The organism is Nocardia sp. NPDC056952 (assembly GCF_042674185.1).
Classification (GTDB): domain Bacteria; phylum Actinomycetota; class Actinomycetes; order Mycobacteriales; family Mycobacteriaceae; genus Nocardia.
The window spans coordinates 13,614-30,019 of the sequence record NZ_JBHURA010000015.1 but is presented as its reverse complement, the minus strand read 5'-3'; the positions used below and the strand labels follow the sequence as shown (position 1 = coordinate 30,019).

At 67.8% G+C, this 16,406-nt stretch carries 15 protein-coding genes and 2 tRNA genes; 9 read left to right on the top strand and 8 right to left on the bottom strand.

Annotated features, from left to right (window positions below):
- Nucleotides 1-16 precede the first annotated feature (16 nt).
- Both ACFTS5_RS32065 and ACFTS5_RS32060 read right to left on the bottom strand, forming a co-directional pair.
- Nucleotides 17-1,876: an ABC transporter ATP-binding protein gene (locus ACFTS5_RS32065; protein WP_378638522.1), complete on the bottom strand. Its 1,860-nt coding sequence runs from the start codon at nt 1,874-1,876 to the stop codon at nt 17-19.
- On the bottom strand, nt 1,873-3,702 hold the full coding sequence (locus tag ACFTS5_RS32060) for an ABC transporter ATP-binding protein (protein WP_378638521.1): 1,830 nt from the start codon (nt 3,700-3,702) through the stop codon (nt 1,873-1,875). The genes ACFTS5_RS32065 and ACFTS5_RS32060 overlap by 4 nt, the downstream gene beginning before the upstream one ends.
- A 336-nt stretch (nt 3,703-4,038) precedes the next feature.
- Here ACFTS5_RS32060 and ACFTS5_RS32055 point away from each other — a divergent pair, with 336 nt between their 5' ends.
- Both ACFTS5_RS32055 and ACFTS5_RS32050 read left to right on the top strand, forming a co-directional pair.
- Nucleotides 4,039-5,172: a DNA cytosine methyltransferase gene (locus ACFTS5_RS32055; protein ID WP_378638684.1), complete on the top strand. Its 1,134-nt coding sequence runs from the start codon at nt 4,039-4,041 to the stop codon at nt 5,170-5,172.
- Nucleotides 5,169-5,660: a very short patch repair endonuclease gene (locus tag ACFTS5_RS32050; protein ID WP_378638520.1), complete on the top strand. Its 492-nt coding sequence runs from the start codon at nt 5,169-5,171 to the stop codon at nt 5,658-5,660. The genes ACFTS5_RS32055 and ACFTS5_RS32050 overlap by 4 nt, the downstream gene beginning before the upstream one ends.
- Nucleotides 5,661-5,672: 12 nt before the next feature.
- Here ACFTS5_RS32050 and ACFTS5_RS32045 read toward each other — a convergent pair whose 3' ends face one another.
- Nucleotides 5,673-5,801 carry a hypothetical protein gene (locus tag ACFTS5_RS32045; RefSeq protein ID WP_378638519.1) on the bottom strand — a complete coding sequence of 43 codons (129 nt, stop codon included), beginning with the start codon at nt 5,799-5,801 and terminating at the stop codon, nt 5,673-5,675.
- Between the two features lie 147 nt (nt 5,802-5,948).
- On the opposite strand from ACFTS5_RS32045, the gene ACFTS5_RS32040 reads away from it, so the two are divergent.
- Entirely contained in the window at nt 5,949-6,629 is a 681-nt protein-coding gene (locus ACFTS5_RS32040; protein WP_378638518.1) for a DUF998 domain-containing protein, read from the top strand.
- On the opposite strand, the gene ACFTS5_RS32035 is transcribed toward ACFTS5_RS32040, so the two are convergent.
- The gene (locus tag ACFTS5_RS32035; protein WP_378638515.1) at nt 6,622-8,202 is read right to left on the bottom strand and encodes an esterase-like activity of phytase family protein; all 1,581 of its coding nucleotides are present in this window, start codon (nt 8,200-8,202) and stop codon (nt 6,622-6,624) included. The genes ACFTS5_RS32040 and ACFTS5_RS32035 overlap by 8 nt on opposite strands.
- Nucleotides 8,203-8,287: 85 nt before the next feature.
- Between ACFTS5_RS32035 and ACFTS5_RS32030 the strand changes: the two genes are divergently transcribed.
- Together ACFTS5_RS32030 and ACFTS5_RS32025 are read left to right on the top strand one after the other, a co-directional pair.
- Nucleotides 8,288-8,704 carry a RidA family protein gene (locus ACFTS5_RS32030; protein WP_378638513.1) on the top strand — a complete coding sequence of 139 codons (417 nt, stop codon included), beginning with the start codon at nt 8,288-8,290 and terminating at the stop codon, nt 8,702-8,704.
- Nucleotides 8,701-9,426 (top strand): maleylpyruvate isomerase family mycothiol-dependent enzyme, encoded by a 726-nt coding sequence (locus ACFTS5_RS32025; protein ID WP_378638510.1) that lies wholly within the window; start codon nt 8,701-8,703, stop codon nt 9,424-9,426. The genes ACFTS5_RS32030 and ACFTS5_RS32025 overlap by 4 nt, the downstream gene beginning before the upstream one ends.
- A gap of 7 nt (nt 9,427-9,433) precedes the next feature.
- On the opposite strand, the gene ACFTS5_RS32020 is transcribed toward ACFTS5_RS32025, so the two are convergent.
- Complete coding sequence (locus ACFTS5_RS32020) at nt 9,434-10,612, bottom strand: nitrate ABC transporter substrate-binding protein (RefSeq protein WP_378638507.1); 1,179 nt, start codon at nt 10,610-10,612, stop codon at nt 9,434-9,436.
- Between the two features lie 145 nt (nt 10,613-10,757).
- On the opposite strand from ACFTS5_RS32020, the gene ACFTS5_RS32015 reads away from it, so the two are divergent.
- Nucleotides 10,758-11,807 carry an isopenicillin N synthase family dioxygenase gene (locus ACFTS5_RS32015; RefSeq protein WP_378638505.1) on the top strand — a complete coding sequence of 350 codons (1,050 nt, stop codon included), beginning with the start codon at nt 10,758-10,760 and terminating at the stop codon, nt 11,805-11,807.
- A 58-nt stretch (nt 11,808-11,865) separates the two neighbouring features.
- On the opposite strand, the gene ACFTS5_RS32010 is transcribed toward ACFTS5_RS32015, so the two are convergent.
- The 3 genes from ACFTS5_RS32010 to ACFTS5_RS32000 form a co-directional block, all read right to left on the bottom strand.
- A tRNA-Arg gene (locus ACFTS5_RS32010) sits at nt 11,866-11,938 on the bottom strand.
- Nucleotides 11,939-11,978: 40 nt separating this feature from the next.
- Nucleotides 11,979-12,068 (bottom strand) — tRNA-Ser (locus tag ACFTS5_RS32005).
- A gap of 93 nt (nt 12,069-12,161) precedes the next feature.
- On the bottom strand, nt 12,162-12,878 hold the full coding sequence (locus tag ACFTS5_RS32000) for a dienelactone hydrolase family protein (protein ID WP_378638502.1): 717 nt from the start codon (nt 12,876-12,878) through the stop codon (nt 12,162-12,164).
- Nucleotides 12,879-12,967: 89 nt separating this feature from the next.
- Here ACFTS5_RS32000 and hisC point away from each other — a divergent pair, with 89 nt between their 5' ends.
- From hisC to ACFTS5_RS31985, 3 genes are all read left to right on the top strand, one after another.
- On the top strand, nt 12,968-14,044 hold the full coding sequence (gene hisC, locus ACFTS5_RS31995; protein WP_378638499.1) for a histidinol-phosphate transaminase: 1,077 nt from the start codon (nt 12,968-12,970) through the stop codon (nt 14,042-14,044).
- 278 nt (nt 14,045-14,322) lie between these two features.
- Nucleotides 14,323-15,435, top strand: a complete 1,113-nt coding sequence (locus ACFTS5_RS31990) for a nitric oxide synthase oxygenase (RefSeq protein WP_378638496.1) — start codon at nt 14,323-14,325, stop codon at nt 15,433-15,435.
- A 170-nt stretch (nt 15,436-15,605) separates the two neighbouring features.
- Nucleotides 15,606-16,403, top strand: a complete 798-nt coding sequence (locus ACFTS5_RS31985) for a DUF2382 domain-containing protein (protein ID WP_378638494.1) — start codon at nt 15,606-15,608, stop codon at nt 16,401-16,403.
- Nucleotides 16,404-16,406: the final 3 nt, after the last annotated feature.

The window sequence follows — 16,406 nt, the reverse complement described above, 5'->3', positions numbered from 1 at the left end:
GCACAACACGGGCGCATCACACCAGCGAATCCCGCCATGCGGCGTGCAATCCTGCGAAGCGGCCCTGGCCCGCGATCAGCTCGGCCGGTGCGCCGTCCTCCACGATCCGGCCGCCGTCGAGCACCAGCACCCGGTCGGCAATGGCCACGGTGGACAGCCGGTGGGCGATGATCACGGCCGTGCGGTCGCGCAGCAGGGTCTCCAGCGCGTGCTGCACCAGCCGCTCGCCGGGGATATCCAGGCTGGAGGTGGCCTCGTCGAGGACGATCACCGCCGGATCGGCCAGGAACACCCGCGCGAAGGCCACCAGCTGACGCTGGCCCGCCGAGAGCCTGCCACCGCGCGTGCGCACGTCGGTGGCGTAGCCGTCGGGAAGTCCGCCGACGAAGGCGTCGAGCCCCACCGCGCGCGCGGCCGCGGTGACCTCGGCGTCGGTCGCGTCGGGCCTGCCGAGCCGGATGTTGTCGGCGATGGTGCCGGAGAACAGGTATGCCTCCTGCGTGATCATCACGACGTGCCTGCGCAGCTCGACATCGGCCAGGTGGCGCAGATCCACGTCGTCGAGCGTGATCACGCCACCGCTCGGGTCGTAGAACCGGGTGAGCAGTTTCGCCAGCGTCGACTTGCCCGCACCGGTGGCACCGACCAGCGCCACCACCTGTCCGGCCGGGATCTCCAGGTCGAATTCCGGCAGCACCGACGTGGTGTTGTAGCCGAACCAGACCTGGTCCATCCGCACCGCACCGGTCGCCCGCTCGAGTGTCACCGGGCGTTCGGGTTCGGCGACCGCCGGTTCCTCCTCGAGCACGCCGGAGATCTTCTCCAGCGCCGCGGCGGCGGACTGGTAGGAGTTGAACACCTGCGCGAGTTCGTCGAGGGGACCGTAGAACTGGTCGAGGTAGAGCAGGTACGCGGCCAGCACACCGATCGCGAGGTTGCCCTCCATCACCTGCCAGGCGCCGACCAGCAGCACGATCACCGTGGTCAGCTTGCCGATGAAGTTGGAGAGCCCGACGTAGTCGCCCATCCCGCGGACCGCGGTGGTCGTCGCCTTCTGGTACGCCGAATCCTCGACGCCGAGGACCTCCTCGTTGCGGTGTTCGCGCCGGAACGCCTGCACCGCGCGCATGCCGCTCATCGACTCGACGAACTGCACGACAACGCGCGAGATCGCCCCGCGGGTGCGTCGGTAGCCCGCCCGCTGACGCCGCTGCGCCCACCGGGTGACCAGCACCAGCGGCACGAACCCGATCAGCACGATCGACGCGAGCAGCGGGTCGAGCCAGATCAGCAGGGCCGCGATGGTCACCACCGAGATCACCGCGCTCAGTGCCTGATTCAGCGCGCCTTCGAGCAGTTCCTGCAGTGCTTCGATATCGCTGGTGAGCCGGGTGACGACCTTGCCCGAGGTGTACTTCTCGTGGAACGACACGCTCAATCGCTGCGTGTGCCGGAACGCGCGCACCCGCAGGTCGAACAGCACCCGCTGACTCAGCGACCCGGAGGCCCGCAGAAAGGCGAAGGTGGTGAGCCCCGACAGCAACGTCACCGCGACGAATCCGGCGACGGTCGCGATCATCGGCGTCCAATTGCCCTGGCGGCCTTGGCTGATGCCGTGGTCGAGCCCGTAGGCGATGAACAGCGGCAGCGACACCTTGGCCGCGTTGTCGAGCAGGATCAGGACGAAGGTGAGAATCGCCTGCTTGCGGTAGGGCCGCACCAGATCGAGGAGCAATCGCCGGGATCGCCCGGCCAGCACCAGGTTTCCGGTGCCGGTGACGGCGTCGTCCTCTTTGGCGATACCGCGCCAGTCGGCCGCAAGATCGGACTTCTCCTCCGGCACATCCTTTTCCGTCGTCACCGTCTCGGTGCTCATGCTTCACCTCCCATCAGTTCGCGGTAGTGGCTGCTGGTGCGCAGCAGTTTCTCGTGGCTGCCCTCGGCGACAATGCGTCCGTCGGCGAGCAGCGCGACGCGGTCGGCCAGCGCGGCAGTGGACGGCCGGTGCGCGACGAGCAGAGTGGTAGCGCCGGAGAGCACCGCCCGCAGCTGATCCTGCACGCGCTCTTCGGTTTCCACGTCCAGCGCCGACAGCGGGTCGTCGAGGACCATGATCCGGCCGTGGGCGGCGGTATCGCCGGTGAGCACAGCGCGGGCCAGGGCCAGACGCTGACGCTGTCCGCCCGACAGACTCATGCCCTGCTCACCGATGCGGGTGTCGAGCCCCCACGGCAACGCGTCGACGAATTCGCTCGCCTGCGCGATATCGAGCGCCTGTCGCACGTCGACGTCGGTGGCACGCGCGTCGCCCAGTGCCACGTTCTCGCGCACACTGGCCGAGAACAGCACCGGTTCCTCGAAGGCCACCGTCACCACCCGGCGCAGCTGCGCCAGGCGCAGCGTGGCGATGTCGACGCCGTCGATGGTGATCCGGCCCCCGCTGACGTCGTAGAGCCGGGGAATCAGTTCGAGCAGCGCGGTCTTGCCGCTGCCCGTCGCGCCGACGAGCGCGACCGTCTCCCCCGGCCGGATCCGCAGCGAGATCTCCTCCAGCACGGTGTGTTCCGGACCGTCCCCGGATCGCGGGTAGGCGAAGCGGACCCGGTCGATGACCAGTTCCCCGCGCAGCGGGTCAGGGAGTTCCGCCGGGTGCGGCGGGTCGGTGATGTCGAGCGGGGTGTCGATGATCTCCCAGAAGCGATCGGCGGCGGTGCGCGCCTCGAACAGCTCCGACAGCAGGAAGCCGAGCCAGATGATCGGCCACTGCAGGAACGTGGCCAGCGTGATGCTCGCGACCAGCGTGCCCATCGTCATCGAGCCGTGCACCACCGAGTAGCCGCCCACCCCGAGTGACACCGCGATCGACACGGTCGGCAAGGTCACCAACGCCGCCCACAGCGTGGCGTCCAGGCGCACCTTCTCCATTTCCGTGCGCTGCAGCTCGCGCGAGAGCGCGGTGAAACGCGTCCCGAAGAAGCGGCCGCGCCCCAGCGCCTTGAGCACCCGCACGCCCTGCGCCGATTCCTGGGCGATGGTGGCCAGGTCGCCGGACTGGTCCTGCGAACGCCGCGAGGCCACCTCGAAGCGGCGGACGAAGCGCGCGCAGAACAGCGTCAGCGGCAGGGAGGTCACCGTGAAGATCAGTCCCACTTGCCAGTTCATCGCGAACAACACGATCAGCCCGGTGGGCATGATCACCCCGTTGACGATGAGGAACGGACCGGCGAACGCGACGAACCGCCGCAGCACCGACAGATCGTCGATGGCGCGCGAGAGCAGCTGACCCGACTGCCAGCCGTCGTGGCGGCCGATCGCGAGAGCCTGCAATTGCGTGAAAAGCTTGGCGCGCATGGTGATTTCGAACATCGTCGAGGGCTTGGACACCAGCCATCGCCTGCCCCACATACCGAACGATTCGAGTGATCCGAGCAGGAAGATCAGCGCGACCGGCGCCAGCAGACCGACGAAATCGCGTCGCGCGATCGGCCCGTCGACCACCCGTGCGATGACGAGCGGAATCGCGATCGCGGTGCTCGCGGTGACGATCGCCAGCACGTTGGCCAGCAGCAGCGGCGCCCGGTACGGCCGGAGAAAGGGCAGAAATCGCCGCAACGACCGCATTCCCCCACTCGGCTGCGGCGACGGCCGCTCCGATCTGTCGGCCTCCGATTCGGCGGCCGCCAGCTCTGATGTGACAGACAAAACTCCCCCTTGATGCCCGGTCGGCTGGTTGGGTTTCCGGTACGGACGCCAGGTGATGTTCGCACCGGGGTCCGACAAGTTCGGCCCATCAAGAGTCCCAGAGCACCCCCACCCCCGGCCACCGATTTTCCTCGGCCCGAGCCCACCCGTCTACCCCCTGCCGAGGCACGCGGCACCCGTCGTCGGGAAGGATTCGTTCGCGGCCCGCGCCTGTTCAGGGGACCGATACAATTCGCCCCAGGCGCGAGGGAACGGGTCGCTGAAGAGCGGACCACCCGGTGGCCGCTAACCCGAGCGCGCCGGCGCTCCGAAAACACAGGAGTCTCGTTGTCGCGGATGGTCGGGTTGTTCGCCGGGATCGGCGGGCTCGAACTCGGTCTGAGCAGGCATGGTTGGGCGTCGGAGCTGCTGTGTGAGATCGATCCCGGCGCCCAGGGTGTGCTCGCGGCGCGGTTTCCCGACACCGATCTGCACGGCGACATCACCCGCCTGCGGTCGCTTCCCGCGGGCACCGAGCTGGTCGCCGCGGGTTTCCCGTGCCAGGACCTCTCCCAGGCCGGGCGCACCGCGGGCATCACCGGTCGTCGATCCGGCCTGGTCGACGAGGTGTTCCGCCTGGTTCGCAGGCAGCGCGGGCCGCGGTGGCTGTTGATCGAGAATGTCCCGTTCATGCTGCAGCTGGGTCGCGGCGCGGCCATGCGCCACATCACCGCCGCGCTGGAGGAGCTCGGGTACGCCTGGGCCTATCGGGTCGTCGACGGCCGCGCGTTCGGCTTGCCGCAACGGCGTCAGCGCGTGCTGATGCTGGCTTCGCGCACCGAGGACCCCCGCCAGGTGCTGTTCGGCGACGACGCCGGTCCCCGCGACTACGGCGATCCGGACTGCGATCCGTGCGGTTTCTACTGGACCGAGGGTGTGCGCGGCCTCGGCTGGGCGGTGAACGCGGTGCCGACCCTCAAGGGCGGTTCCGGTCTCGGCATCGCCAGCCCGCCCGCGGTCCGGTTGCCCGCGGGCGAGATCGTGACGCCGGGGATCGTCGACGGTGAACGATTACAGGGGTTCGACGCCGACTGGACCGCCCCCGCCCTCGATGTTCCCGGCGTGCGCCACGGTCATCGCTGGAAACTGGTGGGCAACGCGGTGAGCGTGCGGATGGCGAACTGGGTCGGCGAACGCTTGGCCGCGCCGTCGGACCCGCTGACCGTGGGCGAGCCGATAGCCGCGGGCCAGCCGTGGCCGAGCGCCGCCTGGGGTCACGCGGGCGTCGTGCACCGCGTTCCCCTCTCGACCTGGCCGGTCCACGAGCCCTACGAGGACCTGAAGAACTTCCTCACCGAGCCCCGCCTGCTCTCTCCTCGCGCGACGGCGGGATTCCTGCGTCGCACCGAGATGGGAAGCCTGCGCTTCCCGCCCGGATTCCTCGACGACGTCCGGGATCACCTCGACCGCATGGGCGGCTGGGCGGCATGAGCACGCGGCGGGCAGACAACCGGGAATCGCCCGACGAGTCCGCCGCCTCGTCGACGTCATCCGCTGCGCGCAAGCTCGTGACCGACGCCGCGACCAGCGCGCGCATGTCCAAGCAGCGACGCGCTGATACCGCTCCCGAGCTGGCACTACGCCGCGAATTGCACCGGGCGGGCCTGCGCTATTTCGTCGACCGCCCGCCCGTCAAAGGTCAGCGCCGTCGCGCGGATGTGGTGTTTCCGCGACTGCGCATCGCGGTCTACGTCGACGGCTGTTTCTGGCATCGCTGCCCTGAGCACGCGACCGATCCGAAGAACAACGCGCAGTGGTGGGCCGACAAGCTGGCAGGCAATGTCGCCCGCGATCGGGCCACCGACATCGCGTTGACAGCGGCGGGCTGGGCGGTCGTCCGGGTGTGGGAGCACGAGGATCCGCAGGCGGCAGCCGAGCGGATCACCGCACTGGTGAAACGCTCCAAACCTGACCGGTGACTATCGAGTACTTCAGCGACGACGCGGACTGCGTTCGGCGCGAACCCGCACCCGTGCGCGCGACGCATCCGCCGCGACGAATCCGGACACGGCCAGCGCGAGGATCGTGGCAAAACCCGCCAGCGCGATCACGTAGCTCATCGAGGACCTCTCCGTTGGTTACCGACCACCCTGCACGGCGAACCTGACAGCAACCTGTGCGTGCCTGTGATGCCACGATGAAACCACGTCCCCGCTCTCGACGCGCCTGATCGGGGCGGTGGCGGCCGGACACGCACAATGGTCGGTGTGACCGAATTCGCACGGCACACCCGTGGCTACTCGTTGCTGATCGCGCTCGCGATCGCGATCGCGGGCCTGTGCTACTCGTCCTGGCTGCTGGAATTCGTGCTGCCGATCGACACCGACCCGGTCAACGACTTCCTCAGCGAACTCGACGCCGAGGGCAAGCCCTACCGCGAGGTGTTCGGCACCGCCGACAAAGTGGTCGGCCTGTTGCTGATCCCCGCGGCACTGGGTGGACTGCTCGTTTTCCGGCGCCGCCGGCTGACCACGATCGGCTGGACAGCCCTGTTGTGTTTCGGCGCGTCCACCATCGCCGACGCCCTGCTCCCGCTCCACGACTGCGCCCCGGGAGACAGCGCGTGCGGCGGCGACAGCGGGCTGTTTCCGCAACTGCATCAACCGCACGCGCTCACGAGCACGCTGGCCGTCACCTCGATCGCGGTGGCGGCGTTCGCCTTCAGCGCCGCCGCCTACCGGTACCACCGCTGGCGGATCCTGCGGGAATTCGGCGTCGCCGTGCTTGTTCTCGGGTCGGCGGCGACCATCTGGATGATGGTCGCCGACAACCTGTCCGGCTCCTACGCGCTCGGCATAGCCCAGCGAATCCAGGTCGGCACCATGTCGCTGTGGTTGCTCGCCCTGGCCACCGCGGTGCTCGTCGAAGCCCGCGAGTGGACTACTTGACGGTGATCTTCACCGTGTAGCCGTCGATCTTCGCCGGCAGCTTGGTGGTGTCCACCGCGAGCACCTCGCCGGTGTCCTGCGCACCGTTGGGCAGCGTCTTGGGCTTCAGCCCGAACGGGGGCTGTTCGCCCTGACTCGCGGCCAGGCCGAAGTCGCTGTCGTTGGCGATGTAGACGGTCTTGCCGCCGTCGAGGGTGGCGATGCCCTCGATCTTGTCGTGACCGAAGAACCGGCCCTTCTCGTCGAGTGCGGCGACCAGCGCGGAGAGGTCGAGGTTGCTCTTCTTCGCGACCGGGGTGACGCCCGCCTTGGTGAGCGCGGCGACGGCTTCGGTGGTCGGGGTGACCCCGATCAGCGTCTCCAGGGGCTTGCCGTCGATCAGCAGGCCGCCCTTCTCGGCGTCATAGGTCGCGCCCGGCACGGCGGACTGCGGGCCGACATCGGTCGCGCCCGCGATGTCGATGGTCCAGATCTTCTTGTCCGACTTGGGCGCGAGGTTGCCGTCACGCTCGTCGACCAGGAATGTGGTGGCGCTCAGCGCGGTGATCTCCGAGACCGCGACCTTCGACTGCTTCGGGTTTTCCAGCGGGTACAGGAATTCCTTCTGCGCCTTGGTCTTCAGGTCGACCGTCACGATCCGCGCGAACGGCACCTCCTTGGCCGAGCCGTTCAGGCCGGGGGTGTTGAGCGCGCTCTGCACCATGCCGACCAGGGTGCTGCCGTCGGGAGTGATGGTCAGCCCTTCCATGCCCTGGTTGGGTGTGCGCAGCGCGATCTCCTTCGGCAGGCCGCTGCCGGGCGCGAGCCGCTCGATCTCGGTGCCCGTGGCATCGAAATGCACCAGGAACGGACCGTATTCGTCGGAGATCCAGAAGGTGCCGTCGGCCAGTGCGACGAGGCCTTCGGGGTCGATGCCGTGATCGGTGGGCGGCAGGACAGTGCCCTGGAGGTCCTTGATGGTCTCGCCGGTGCTCGCCGAGGTATCGACCTGCCCGTTGAACGGCACGCCCGACTTGCTCCGCAGCTCGATGCTCGACTGCAGCACGGCCTTGGTGTCGACCAACTTGAACCGGCCGATCTTGGGCACGAAATTCGGTGTGGGCGAGAGCTTCTCGTTCTTCGCCGGACCGTCGACGTTCGGGCCGCGGTCGGTGAGCCCGTAGAACTCGTCGGCGCTACCGGGCACCGCGGTCCAGGCCGAGCCGAACCCACTGCCCTGCACCGTGGTGCCACCGAACTCGCCGAGCACCGGAATGTCGGTCGTGTAGAGGCGAACCGCGTCGGTGGTGGTGACGGTGAACTGGTCGAGACCGGTGTAGCCGGCGCTCGGGGTGTAGACGTAGGCGCCGTCGGCGCGGCGGGTGACATTGCCGTGCTCGGGCTCGAGGCTGACCCCCAGCACCGCGCTGGTACCCGCCTTGGCGACCAGGTCGTCGAGCGAGATCACCAGCGGCTGGTCCTTGCCCGCGGTGAAGCCGGCCGCGGACTCCGGCGACGAGCAGCCCGCGACCACGGCGGCGGCGCACAAGGCGGCGGTGAGAGGGAAAAGACGAAGACCTGGACGCACGTTCATTTGCCATGCATACCGTCGCGATCCGACCACGAGACGACCGGGAAATGAATTGTCCTCCACCACTCGGTGGACCATTCTGGCAATCATGACCACAACTCGGGTGAACATTTCCTCAGCCTCCGATTTCGAAGATGTCGTCGGGTATTCGCGAGCGGTGCGGGTCGGCAACCAGGTCGTCGTCAGCGGCACCACCGCCGCTGTCGCCGGTGGTGGCGCTGTCGGCGGCGACGATATCGGCGCCCAGACCCGCGAGGTCCTGGCTCGCATCGCCACCGCGCTGGAGCAGGCCGGGGCAAGCGTGCGCGATGTGGTGCGCACGCGCATGTTCGTCACCGATATCGCCCGCTGGCCCGAGGTCGCGGCCGCCCACACCGAGGTGTTCGGCACGATCCGCCCCGCCGCCTCGATGTACGAGGTCACCGCGCTGATCGCGCCTGACCTGCTGGTGGAGATCGAAGCCGACGCGATCATCGACGACGGCGCACTACCCTCGAAGCCGTGACCAGCGAAACGGCAACGCCCACCGACCTGCTCGATCAGGTCGCCGCCTCCACCGCGCGCTTCGACGCCGCCATCGGCACACTCACCGATACGACGTTGGCCGGACCGTCCCTGTTACCGGGGTGGACCCGCGGTCATGTGCTGGCCCACATGTCACGCAATGCCGACAGCCTGTTGAACTTGCTGCTGTGGGCACGCACCGGCATCGAGATGCCGCAGTATCCGAGCGTCGCCGTTCGTGATGCCGATATCGAGGCAGGAGCACCCCGCCCGCTGCTCGTGCAGCACGCGGACTTCACCGCCACCGCGCACCGCTGGCAGGCCGTCGCCACCACCATGCCCGCCGGCGACTGGCAGGCCGAGGTCCGCAACCGCCAGGGCGGCACCCTCACCGCCGACCAGATCCCCTGGATGCGCTTGCGCGAGACAGAGATCCACCACGTGGACCTCGACGTGGGCTACACCCCCGCCGATTGGCCTGCCCCGTTCGTCGCTCGGCTTCTTCCCGAGACCGTCGCCGATCTCTCCGCCAAGCTCCTTCCCGAAGCCACCCCCACCTTCGACATCCAGTCCACCGACACAGATTTCATCGCCACCTTCGGCCCTGGACGCCCCCACCACACCGTCCTCGGACCCGCCACCGCCCTCCTCGGCTGGCTGGTCGGCCGCACCTCGGGTAGCGACCTGACCGGCCCCCTGCCGCCACTGCCTGCCTGGAAGTAGCCAGGAGTCAGCGAATGCCGATCTTCGGATCGGTGAATCGGTTGGTGAAGATCTCGCCCGCTGTCAGCGCCGGTGGGATCGCGGCTCCGCCTGCCACCAGGATCGGCCGCAGCTCGTCGAGGTTGCGCTGGGTTCGAGCCTGCTCGTAGGTGCCGAAGGAGCCGTCGGCCTCGTTGGCCAACAGACCGAGCTCGACGAGCTGCTTCGCGGCGAACTCGGCTTCACCGGCCGGGTACGGGGTGAATGCCGGTGTGCGGGAGACGATATCGACGACCTTGGCATTGGTGTCGGCCGGTGCGGCGGCGAAGTCGGCGCCGGACTGCTGCACGATCGGCACCAACTTGGCCAGGCACGGCGCCAGTCCGTCGAGCTTGTCGGCACGCGCGGTGAGATTCGAGGCGTAGGTGTCGAAGCCGGAGTTCTTGATCAGGTCGTAGGCCACCGGCTTGTTCCAGGCACGGGCCTCGTGCTCGTAGACGTACGGTTCCGCGCTGGCGAAACCCTGCTGGGCGATCGTGGGGTCGGCGACGAAACGGGCTGGGGCGCCGTCGTATCCGGTATCGATCTGCGACTGTTTCAGCAGGCCCTTGGCCACCAGCCACTGCGGAAAGATCTGCTCCTTCGACACGACGACGGGCGCGTTCGAGCGGCCGATGTCGGTGATCGAACGCCAGTCCGGGTGACTCACCGGATCCCACATCAGAATGGACGGGCTGTATTTCAGCAGCGGGGTGACGGCGACGACAGACTTGGCGGCACTCGCCGCGATCACCTGCTCGCCGTGTACCACCCCGAGCGTGACAGTGTCGTCTACGTACATGCGCGAGGGGACGGACTGGAACCCGATCGCGGGCCCGCCCGCTCGCAGCTGCAACCGCACGCCGGTGTCCTTACCACCTGCCACCAGCGGCCCTTCGACCGATTTGGTCTCCTCGTCCACGCGGTACCCGGGGCCGAGCAGCTGGAACAACCCGCCCTGATCGGACTGCGGCTGCCACTGCAGCTGAATGGTGACCGTGTCCGGGCACACCCCACGCAGAGTCTGCGCGGGCGCGGCGGGTTCGAGCGCGACAGCGGCGCCACCCTGATCCGCGGAATCGGTGCCGCAACCGGCGACGGCGAGCAGCGCCGCCAACAGCACTGCTCCCGAGGTCGCGGCGCGCCTGGGGTGTCGGTGGTTCTGCATGTCGTCCTCCTCGTCGTCGCGCCCTTCTGCGCGACATCTACATGCAACTTCCGGTCGGTTTCCAGCCCGTTACGTGCTCACTACATGTCTGCTCTTCCCTCCGTTCTGTAATGCGGAGGCAATACATGCAATAGACCCTGAAGAGATGACGTCCCCGTTCACCGTCCCCACCATCGACATCACTCCCTTTCTGACCGACACCGACGATGCCGGTCGCGCGGCGGTCGCCGCCGAAATCGACACCGCTTGCCGCGAGGTCGGCTTCATGCAGATCGTCGGCCATGCCATCCCCGACGAGGTACTCGCCGGGCTCACCGACGCGCTCGACGAGTTCTTCGCACTGCCACTCGACATCAAGAAGCGCTACCGCCGCTCCACCTCGGAGAACCGTGGCTACTCGCCGCCGAGGTCGGAATCGCTGAGCCTGAGTCTGGGACTGCCCACGGCGAATCAGATGAACGACTTCTACGAGGCCTTCATCGTCGGCACCCAGTTCACCGATTTCCCCGGCCTCGACCTACCCGCCTCGTCGTATGCCGCCAACAACTGGCCCGAGGCCGCTCCGGGCTTCCGTCCCGCGATCGACACCTACTTCGCCCACGCACAGCGGCTGTCGCGAATCCTGTTGCGCGCCTTCGCCGCAGCCCTGCGGCTACCCGCCGACTACTTCGACACCCTCACCGACCATTCCATCGACGCGCTGAAGATGAACAACTACGCCCTGCCCGAGGGCGAACTGCGCCTCGACGGCGACATGACCGGAATGGGCGCGCACACCGACTTCGGCATCCTCACCATCCTGTGGGCCGACCGCGTCCCCGGTCTCCAGGTGCTCGACGAACACGGCCACTGGCACAACGTGCAGCCCGCGGAAGGAGCCCTGCTGATCAACCTCGGCGACGCGATGGCCCGCTGGACCAACGACCGCTGGATGTCCACCCTCCACCGCGTGGATCCGCCGATCATCGACGGCCACATCCGCCGCCGGCGCTCCGCCGCCTTCTTCTTCGACGGCAACCACGACGCGGTGATCCAAGCCCTCCCCGGCACCCTCGCCCCCGGCGAACAGGGCTACCCCCCGATCACCGTCGCCGAGAACATCAACGCGAAAGTCGCCGGTCTCAAAGGAATAGCCACCCCCGCCCCGACCGCCCGCGAAACCGCCAGAGTCCTGGCAGCGACCAGCCCGGATTGACCACAGCCCCCCACGAAAAAAATCGACCCCGTATCTGCTGATACGGGGTCGATTTCGGTGCGCCCGAAGGGATTCGAACCCCTAACCTCTTGATCCGTAGTCAAGTGCTCTATCCGTTGAGCTACGGGCGCATGGTGGTGCATCTTCAGTTGTTACCCAGCAAGCTGGGTGTGGCGGAGGCGAGAGGATTTGAACCTCCGGTCCCCGTGAAGGGACAACTCATTAGCAGTGAGTCCCATTCGGCCGCTCTGGCACGCCTCCTGGAGCCTTCTCTTTCGAGGGCACCGGTCCTTGTCGAACCGCCGGGAATGAAGATTACACGAGCAGTGGTAGTAGTCCAAAACGCCTGGTCAATCAGCGTAAGTTGCTGTCGAACCAGTCGTAGATACGGGTCTGGGAGTCGATGCGAATGGCGGTGGCCGCCTCGTCTTCGGGATCGGGTCGGTCGACCCGGTGACTCAGACCGGGATAAGTGATTGTGAGACTGGCCACATCGGCCTTCGCCGTGGCCTCACGGAGGCGTTCGACCGCCTCGGGCGGGGTGGCCGGGTCGTCCGCGCCGAAGATCCCGAGCCAAGGGGCCTGGAGGTCGGCGGCGATGTCGATGAGGGCCGCGTTCTGGTCGGGAAGCGGTTCGGCGATGCCGGGGGCGGCCACGCTCACCGCGGCGCCGATCGGGCGGGTGGCGGCGACGAGGAAGGCCGCGGTGCCCGCGCTGTCGAACCCGAGGACGCCGATCGTGTCGGGGAAGACGCCGCGGCCGGTGAGCCAGTCGAAACCGGCATCGAAGTCGTCGAAGAGTTCGTCACCGAATACCTCGTGTACTTGCGCGTCGGCGATGCGGTCGAACAGATGCGGCGCGACGACGATCCAGCCCTCGAACGACAGCGCCCGCATCAGCTCGAGGAGCTGGGGGGAGAATTCGCGGGATTCGTGCAGGACAACGATGCCGCCGCGGGCCACCCGTTCGGGCTCCACCACGGTGATCGGCACGGCAGTGCGCCGCGCGACGGCGGCGGTGTCGGCATCCACCGGCCGCAGGGGGGCGACGTCGTCGTAAGTGCCCGGCATAAACCCAGCGTAGGCGGCAGAACTGGACTTGGGTAGGTCTGGACGGCCGCGCCGCATGTCGCGGCAGCCGATCATCGTAGGGTGGAGGCGTGACCGCGCACATCCGCCCCGACCTCGCCACCATCCCGGCCTACGTTCCCGGCCGTAACCACCCGGATGCGGTGAAGCTCGCGTCCAACGAGACGACCTTCGGTCCGTTGCCGAGCGCCGCCAAGGCGATCGCGGAGTCCGCCGAGCTGGCCAACCGCTATCCGGACAATCAGGTCAGCGAGCTGCGGGCGGCGCTCGCCGAGTTCCTCGAGGTCACCGTGGCGAATGTCGCGGTCGGCTGCGGCAGCGTGGCGCTGTGCCAGGAACTCGTGCAGATCACCTGCGACGCCCCCACCGACGAGGTGGTGTTCGCGTGGCGTTCGTTCGAGGCGTACCCGATCGTCACGCAGGTGGGCAACGCGACCGCGGTGCGGGTACCGCTGACCGAGGATCATCTGCACGATCTGGACGCGATGGCCGACGCGGTCACCGAGCGCACCAAGCTGATCTTCGTGTGCAACCCGAACAACCCCAGCGGCACCGCACACGGGCGCGCCGAGCTGGAGCGCTTCCTCGACCGGGTGCCCGCGCACGTTCTCGTCGTGCTCGACGAGGCCTACTACGAGTACCTGCGGCTGACGCCCGAGACCCGCCCCGACGGCGTCGAGATCAGCCGCACCAGGCCGAATGTGGTTGTGCTTCGCACATTCTCGAAGGCCTACGGTCTGGCCGGGCTGCGCGTCGGCTACGCAGTGGGCGATCCCGAGGTGATCGCGGCGCTGCTGAAGGTGCACATTCCGTTCAGCGTGAACCGGATCGCGCAGGCGGCCGCGATCGCCTCGCTGCAGGCGCGTGGCGAACTGCTCGATCGCACCGATGTGCTGGTGGCGCAACGGCATCAGCTGCGCGAGGCGCTGCTGGCCGCGGGCTACGAGGTGCCGTCGAGCGAGGCCAATTTCGTGTGGTTGCCACTGCGCGAGCGCAGTATCGAGTTCGCCGAGGCGAGTGCCCTTGCGGGCGTGCTGGTTCGGCCGTTCGCCGGTGACGGTGTGCGGGTCACGGTCGGCGATCCGCACGAGAACGAGCAGTTCCTCAGCTTCGCCACCGCACCCGAGACGGCGGCCCGATTCCGTTAGTCCGGCGCACGGTCAGCAACCCTTGACGCGGGTTGCCGTGGGATTACCGCGAATTCGAGCACACTGCCAGCACACCGGTCGTAGGCTTGCCGAAGCTGATTTCGGGTCGACCGATCACCCGGTCGGCGCGCGCCACCGGTCGAGTGAATGTGTTCTCGGCGGGCAATCTTCCCGCGTCGGAGGGTGCACCCGCACGGCCCCGCACCCTGCTGCCCGACCGGAGATGTACCGTGAACCAAAGCTCTCGCCCTGCCGTCTGCGAAAAATCAACCCCCACAGTGACTTTGGCGGCTGACGTCGATGTCGCCGTGCCGCCGCCGGTGGAGCTGGATCGCCGCTTGCGCGACTGCGACGAGTTCTTCCGCTACCCCGAACTCGGGCACCTGCCCACCCAGCGTCGCCTCGGCGCGCTCGCCGAACTGCGCGATACCGGCACCTATACCCAGACCGCCGAGGAGATCTTGATCGGCGCGAAACTGGCGTGGCGCAACCACGCTCGCTGTGTCGGCCGCAAACATTGGCGATCGCTGAAACTACTCGACGCGCGCCGAGTTACTTCTGCGCGGGAACTTTCCGAGGTGTGCTGGCAACATCTGCGCCTGGCCACCAACGGCGGCGCGATTCAGTCGATGATCACGGTCGGCCCGGCGGCCGAACCCGGCGGCGGCGAGTACCGGATCGAGAGCTCGCAGCTGATCCGCTATGCCGGCTACCGCAACGGTGACGGCACCGTCACCGGCGATCCGGCCAATATCGCGGCCACCGAACAGGCGCTGGAGCTGGGCTGGCGCGGGGCGCGTACGCCCTTCGACGTGCTGCCGGTGCTGATCAGCACACCCACCGAGGACGTGCGGTATTTCGACGTTCCGCGCGAGCTGGTCCGCGAGGTCGACCTGACCCACCCCGACTACCCGTGGTTCGCCGCACTCGGCCTGAAATGGCACGCGCTGCCCGCTGTTTCGAACATGGATCTGGAGGTGGGCGGAGTTTGCTACCCCTTCGCTCCCTTCAACGGCTGGTACGTCGGCACCGAGATCGGCGCGCGCAACCTCAGCGACACCGATCGCTACAACATGCTGCCGCTGATCGCCGACATGATGGGTCTCGACACCTCGTCGGTGCGCACGCTGTGGCGGGACAAGGCGCTGATCGAGCTCAATCATGCTGTGCTGCACAGCTTTCGCGCGTCCGGCGTGCACATGGTCGACCACCACACCGTGGCCAAGCAGTTCTGCGATCACGTACAGCGCGAGGAAGCCGCCGGGCGCGCGTGCCCGACCGACTGGAGTTGGGTCAATCCGCCCATCTCGTCCGGGCTGACGCCCACCTTCCACCGCTACTACGACGCGCCCGACATGGACATTCGACCGAATTTCGTCCGCCGGGACTGATCTACGGCGGGCTGTTTGGCTCATGACCGACCGGGTATTTGCTGTGACGTAGCCGAATCCGGACGTGCCGGGCGCTACGACCGATTGATCATCCAACAACCCCCAGCGGAGCCGGCGAACGAGCCCAACATGCCCGCGACCGGCCTCCGTACCAGGTAGGAGGGATCATCATGAGCAAATCGACCCTGGAATCGCTGATCGGAGCCACCGCCTACGACGAACGCGGCGACAAGATCGGCAAGGTCAAGCAGATCTACCTCGACAACCAGTCCGGAGCGCCCACCTGGGCCGCCGTCTCGACCGGATTCTTCAGCCACGACTCGCTGGTTCCGCTGGCCGGCGCCGAACATCTGCCCGACGACGACTCGCTCAGACTGCACGTCGACAAGGATCTGGTGAAGACGGCGCCGCACCACGACGGGTCCCGGATCAGCGCGCAATCGGAGCAGGAACTGTTCCAGCATTACCACGTCGATCCACGGGCATCCGGCTGGAATGCCGAGGGCCGCCCGCGGATTCGGCCCGAAGACGACCTGCCGATGACCCAGGGCAACCCGGCGCGGACTATGGACGGTTTGTCCGACACCGCTCGCTATGGTGACGACTCGATGGTGCGCTCGGAGGAGCAGTTGCGCGTCGACACCGAGAGCGAAGAGGTCGGCACCGCACGGTTGCACAAGTCCGTGGTCACCGAGGAACAGACGTTCAAGGTGCCCGTGACGCACGAGGAAGTGCACGTCGAACGCGAACCGATCACCGACCGCACCGGGCGCGCGACCATCGGCGAGGAGGACCGCGAGGTCGTCCTGCACGCCGACCAGGTGCACGTCGAGAAGGAAACCGTCCCGGTGGAGCGCGTACGGCTGGCGGTCGACGAGGTCGACGACGAGAAGACGGTCTCCGAAACGGTCCGCAAGGAACGCGTGGAAACCGAGGGTATCGACGACCGCCGCCGCCAGGAACCCTGACTC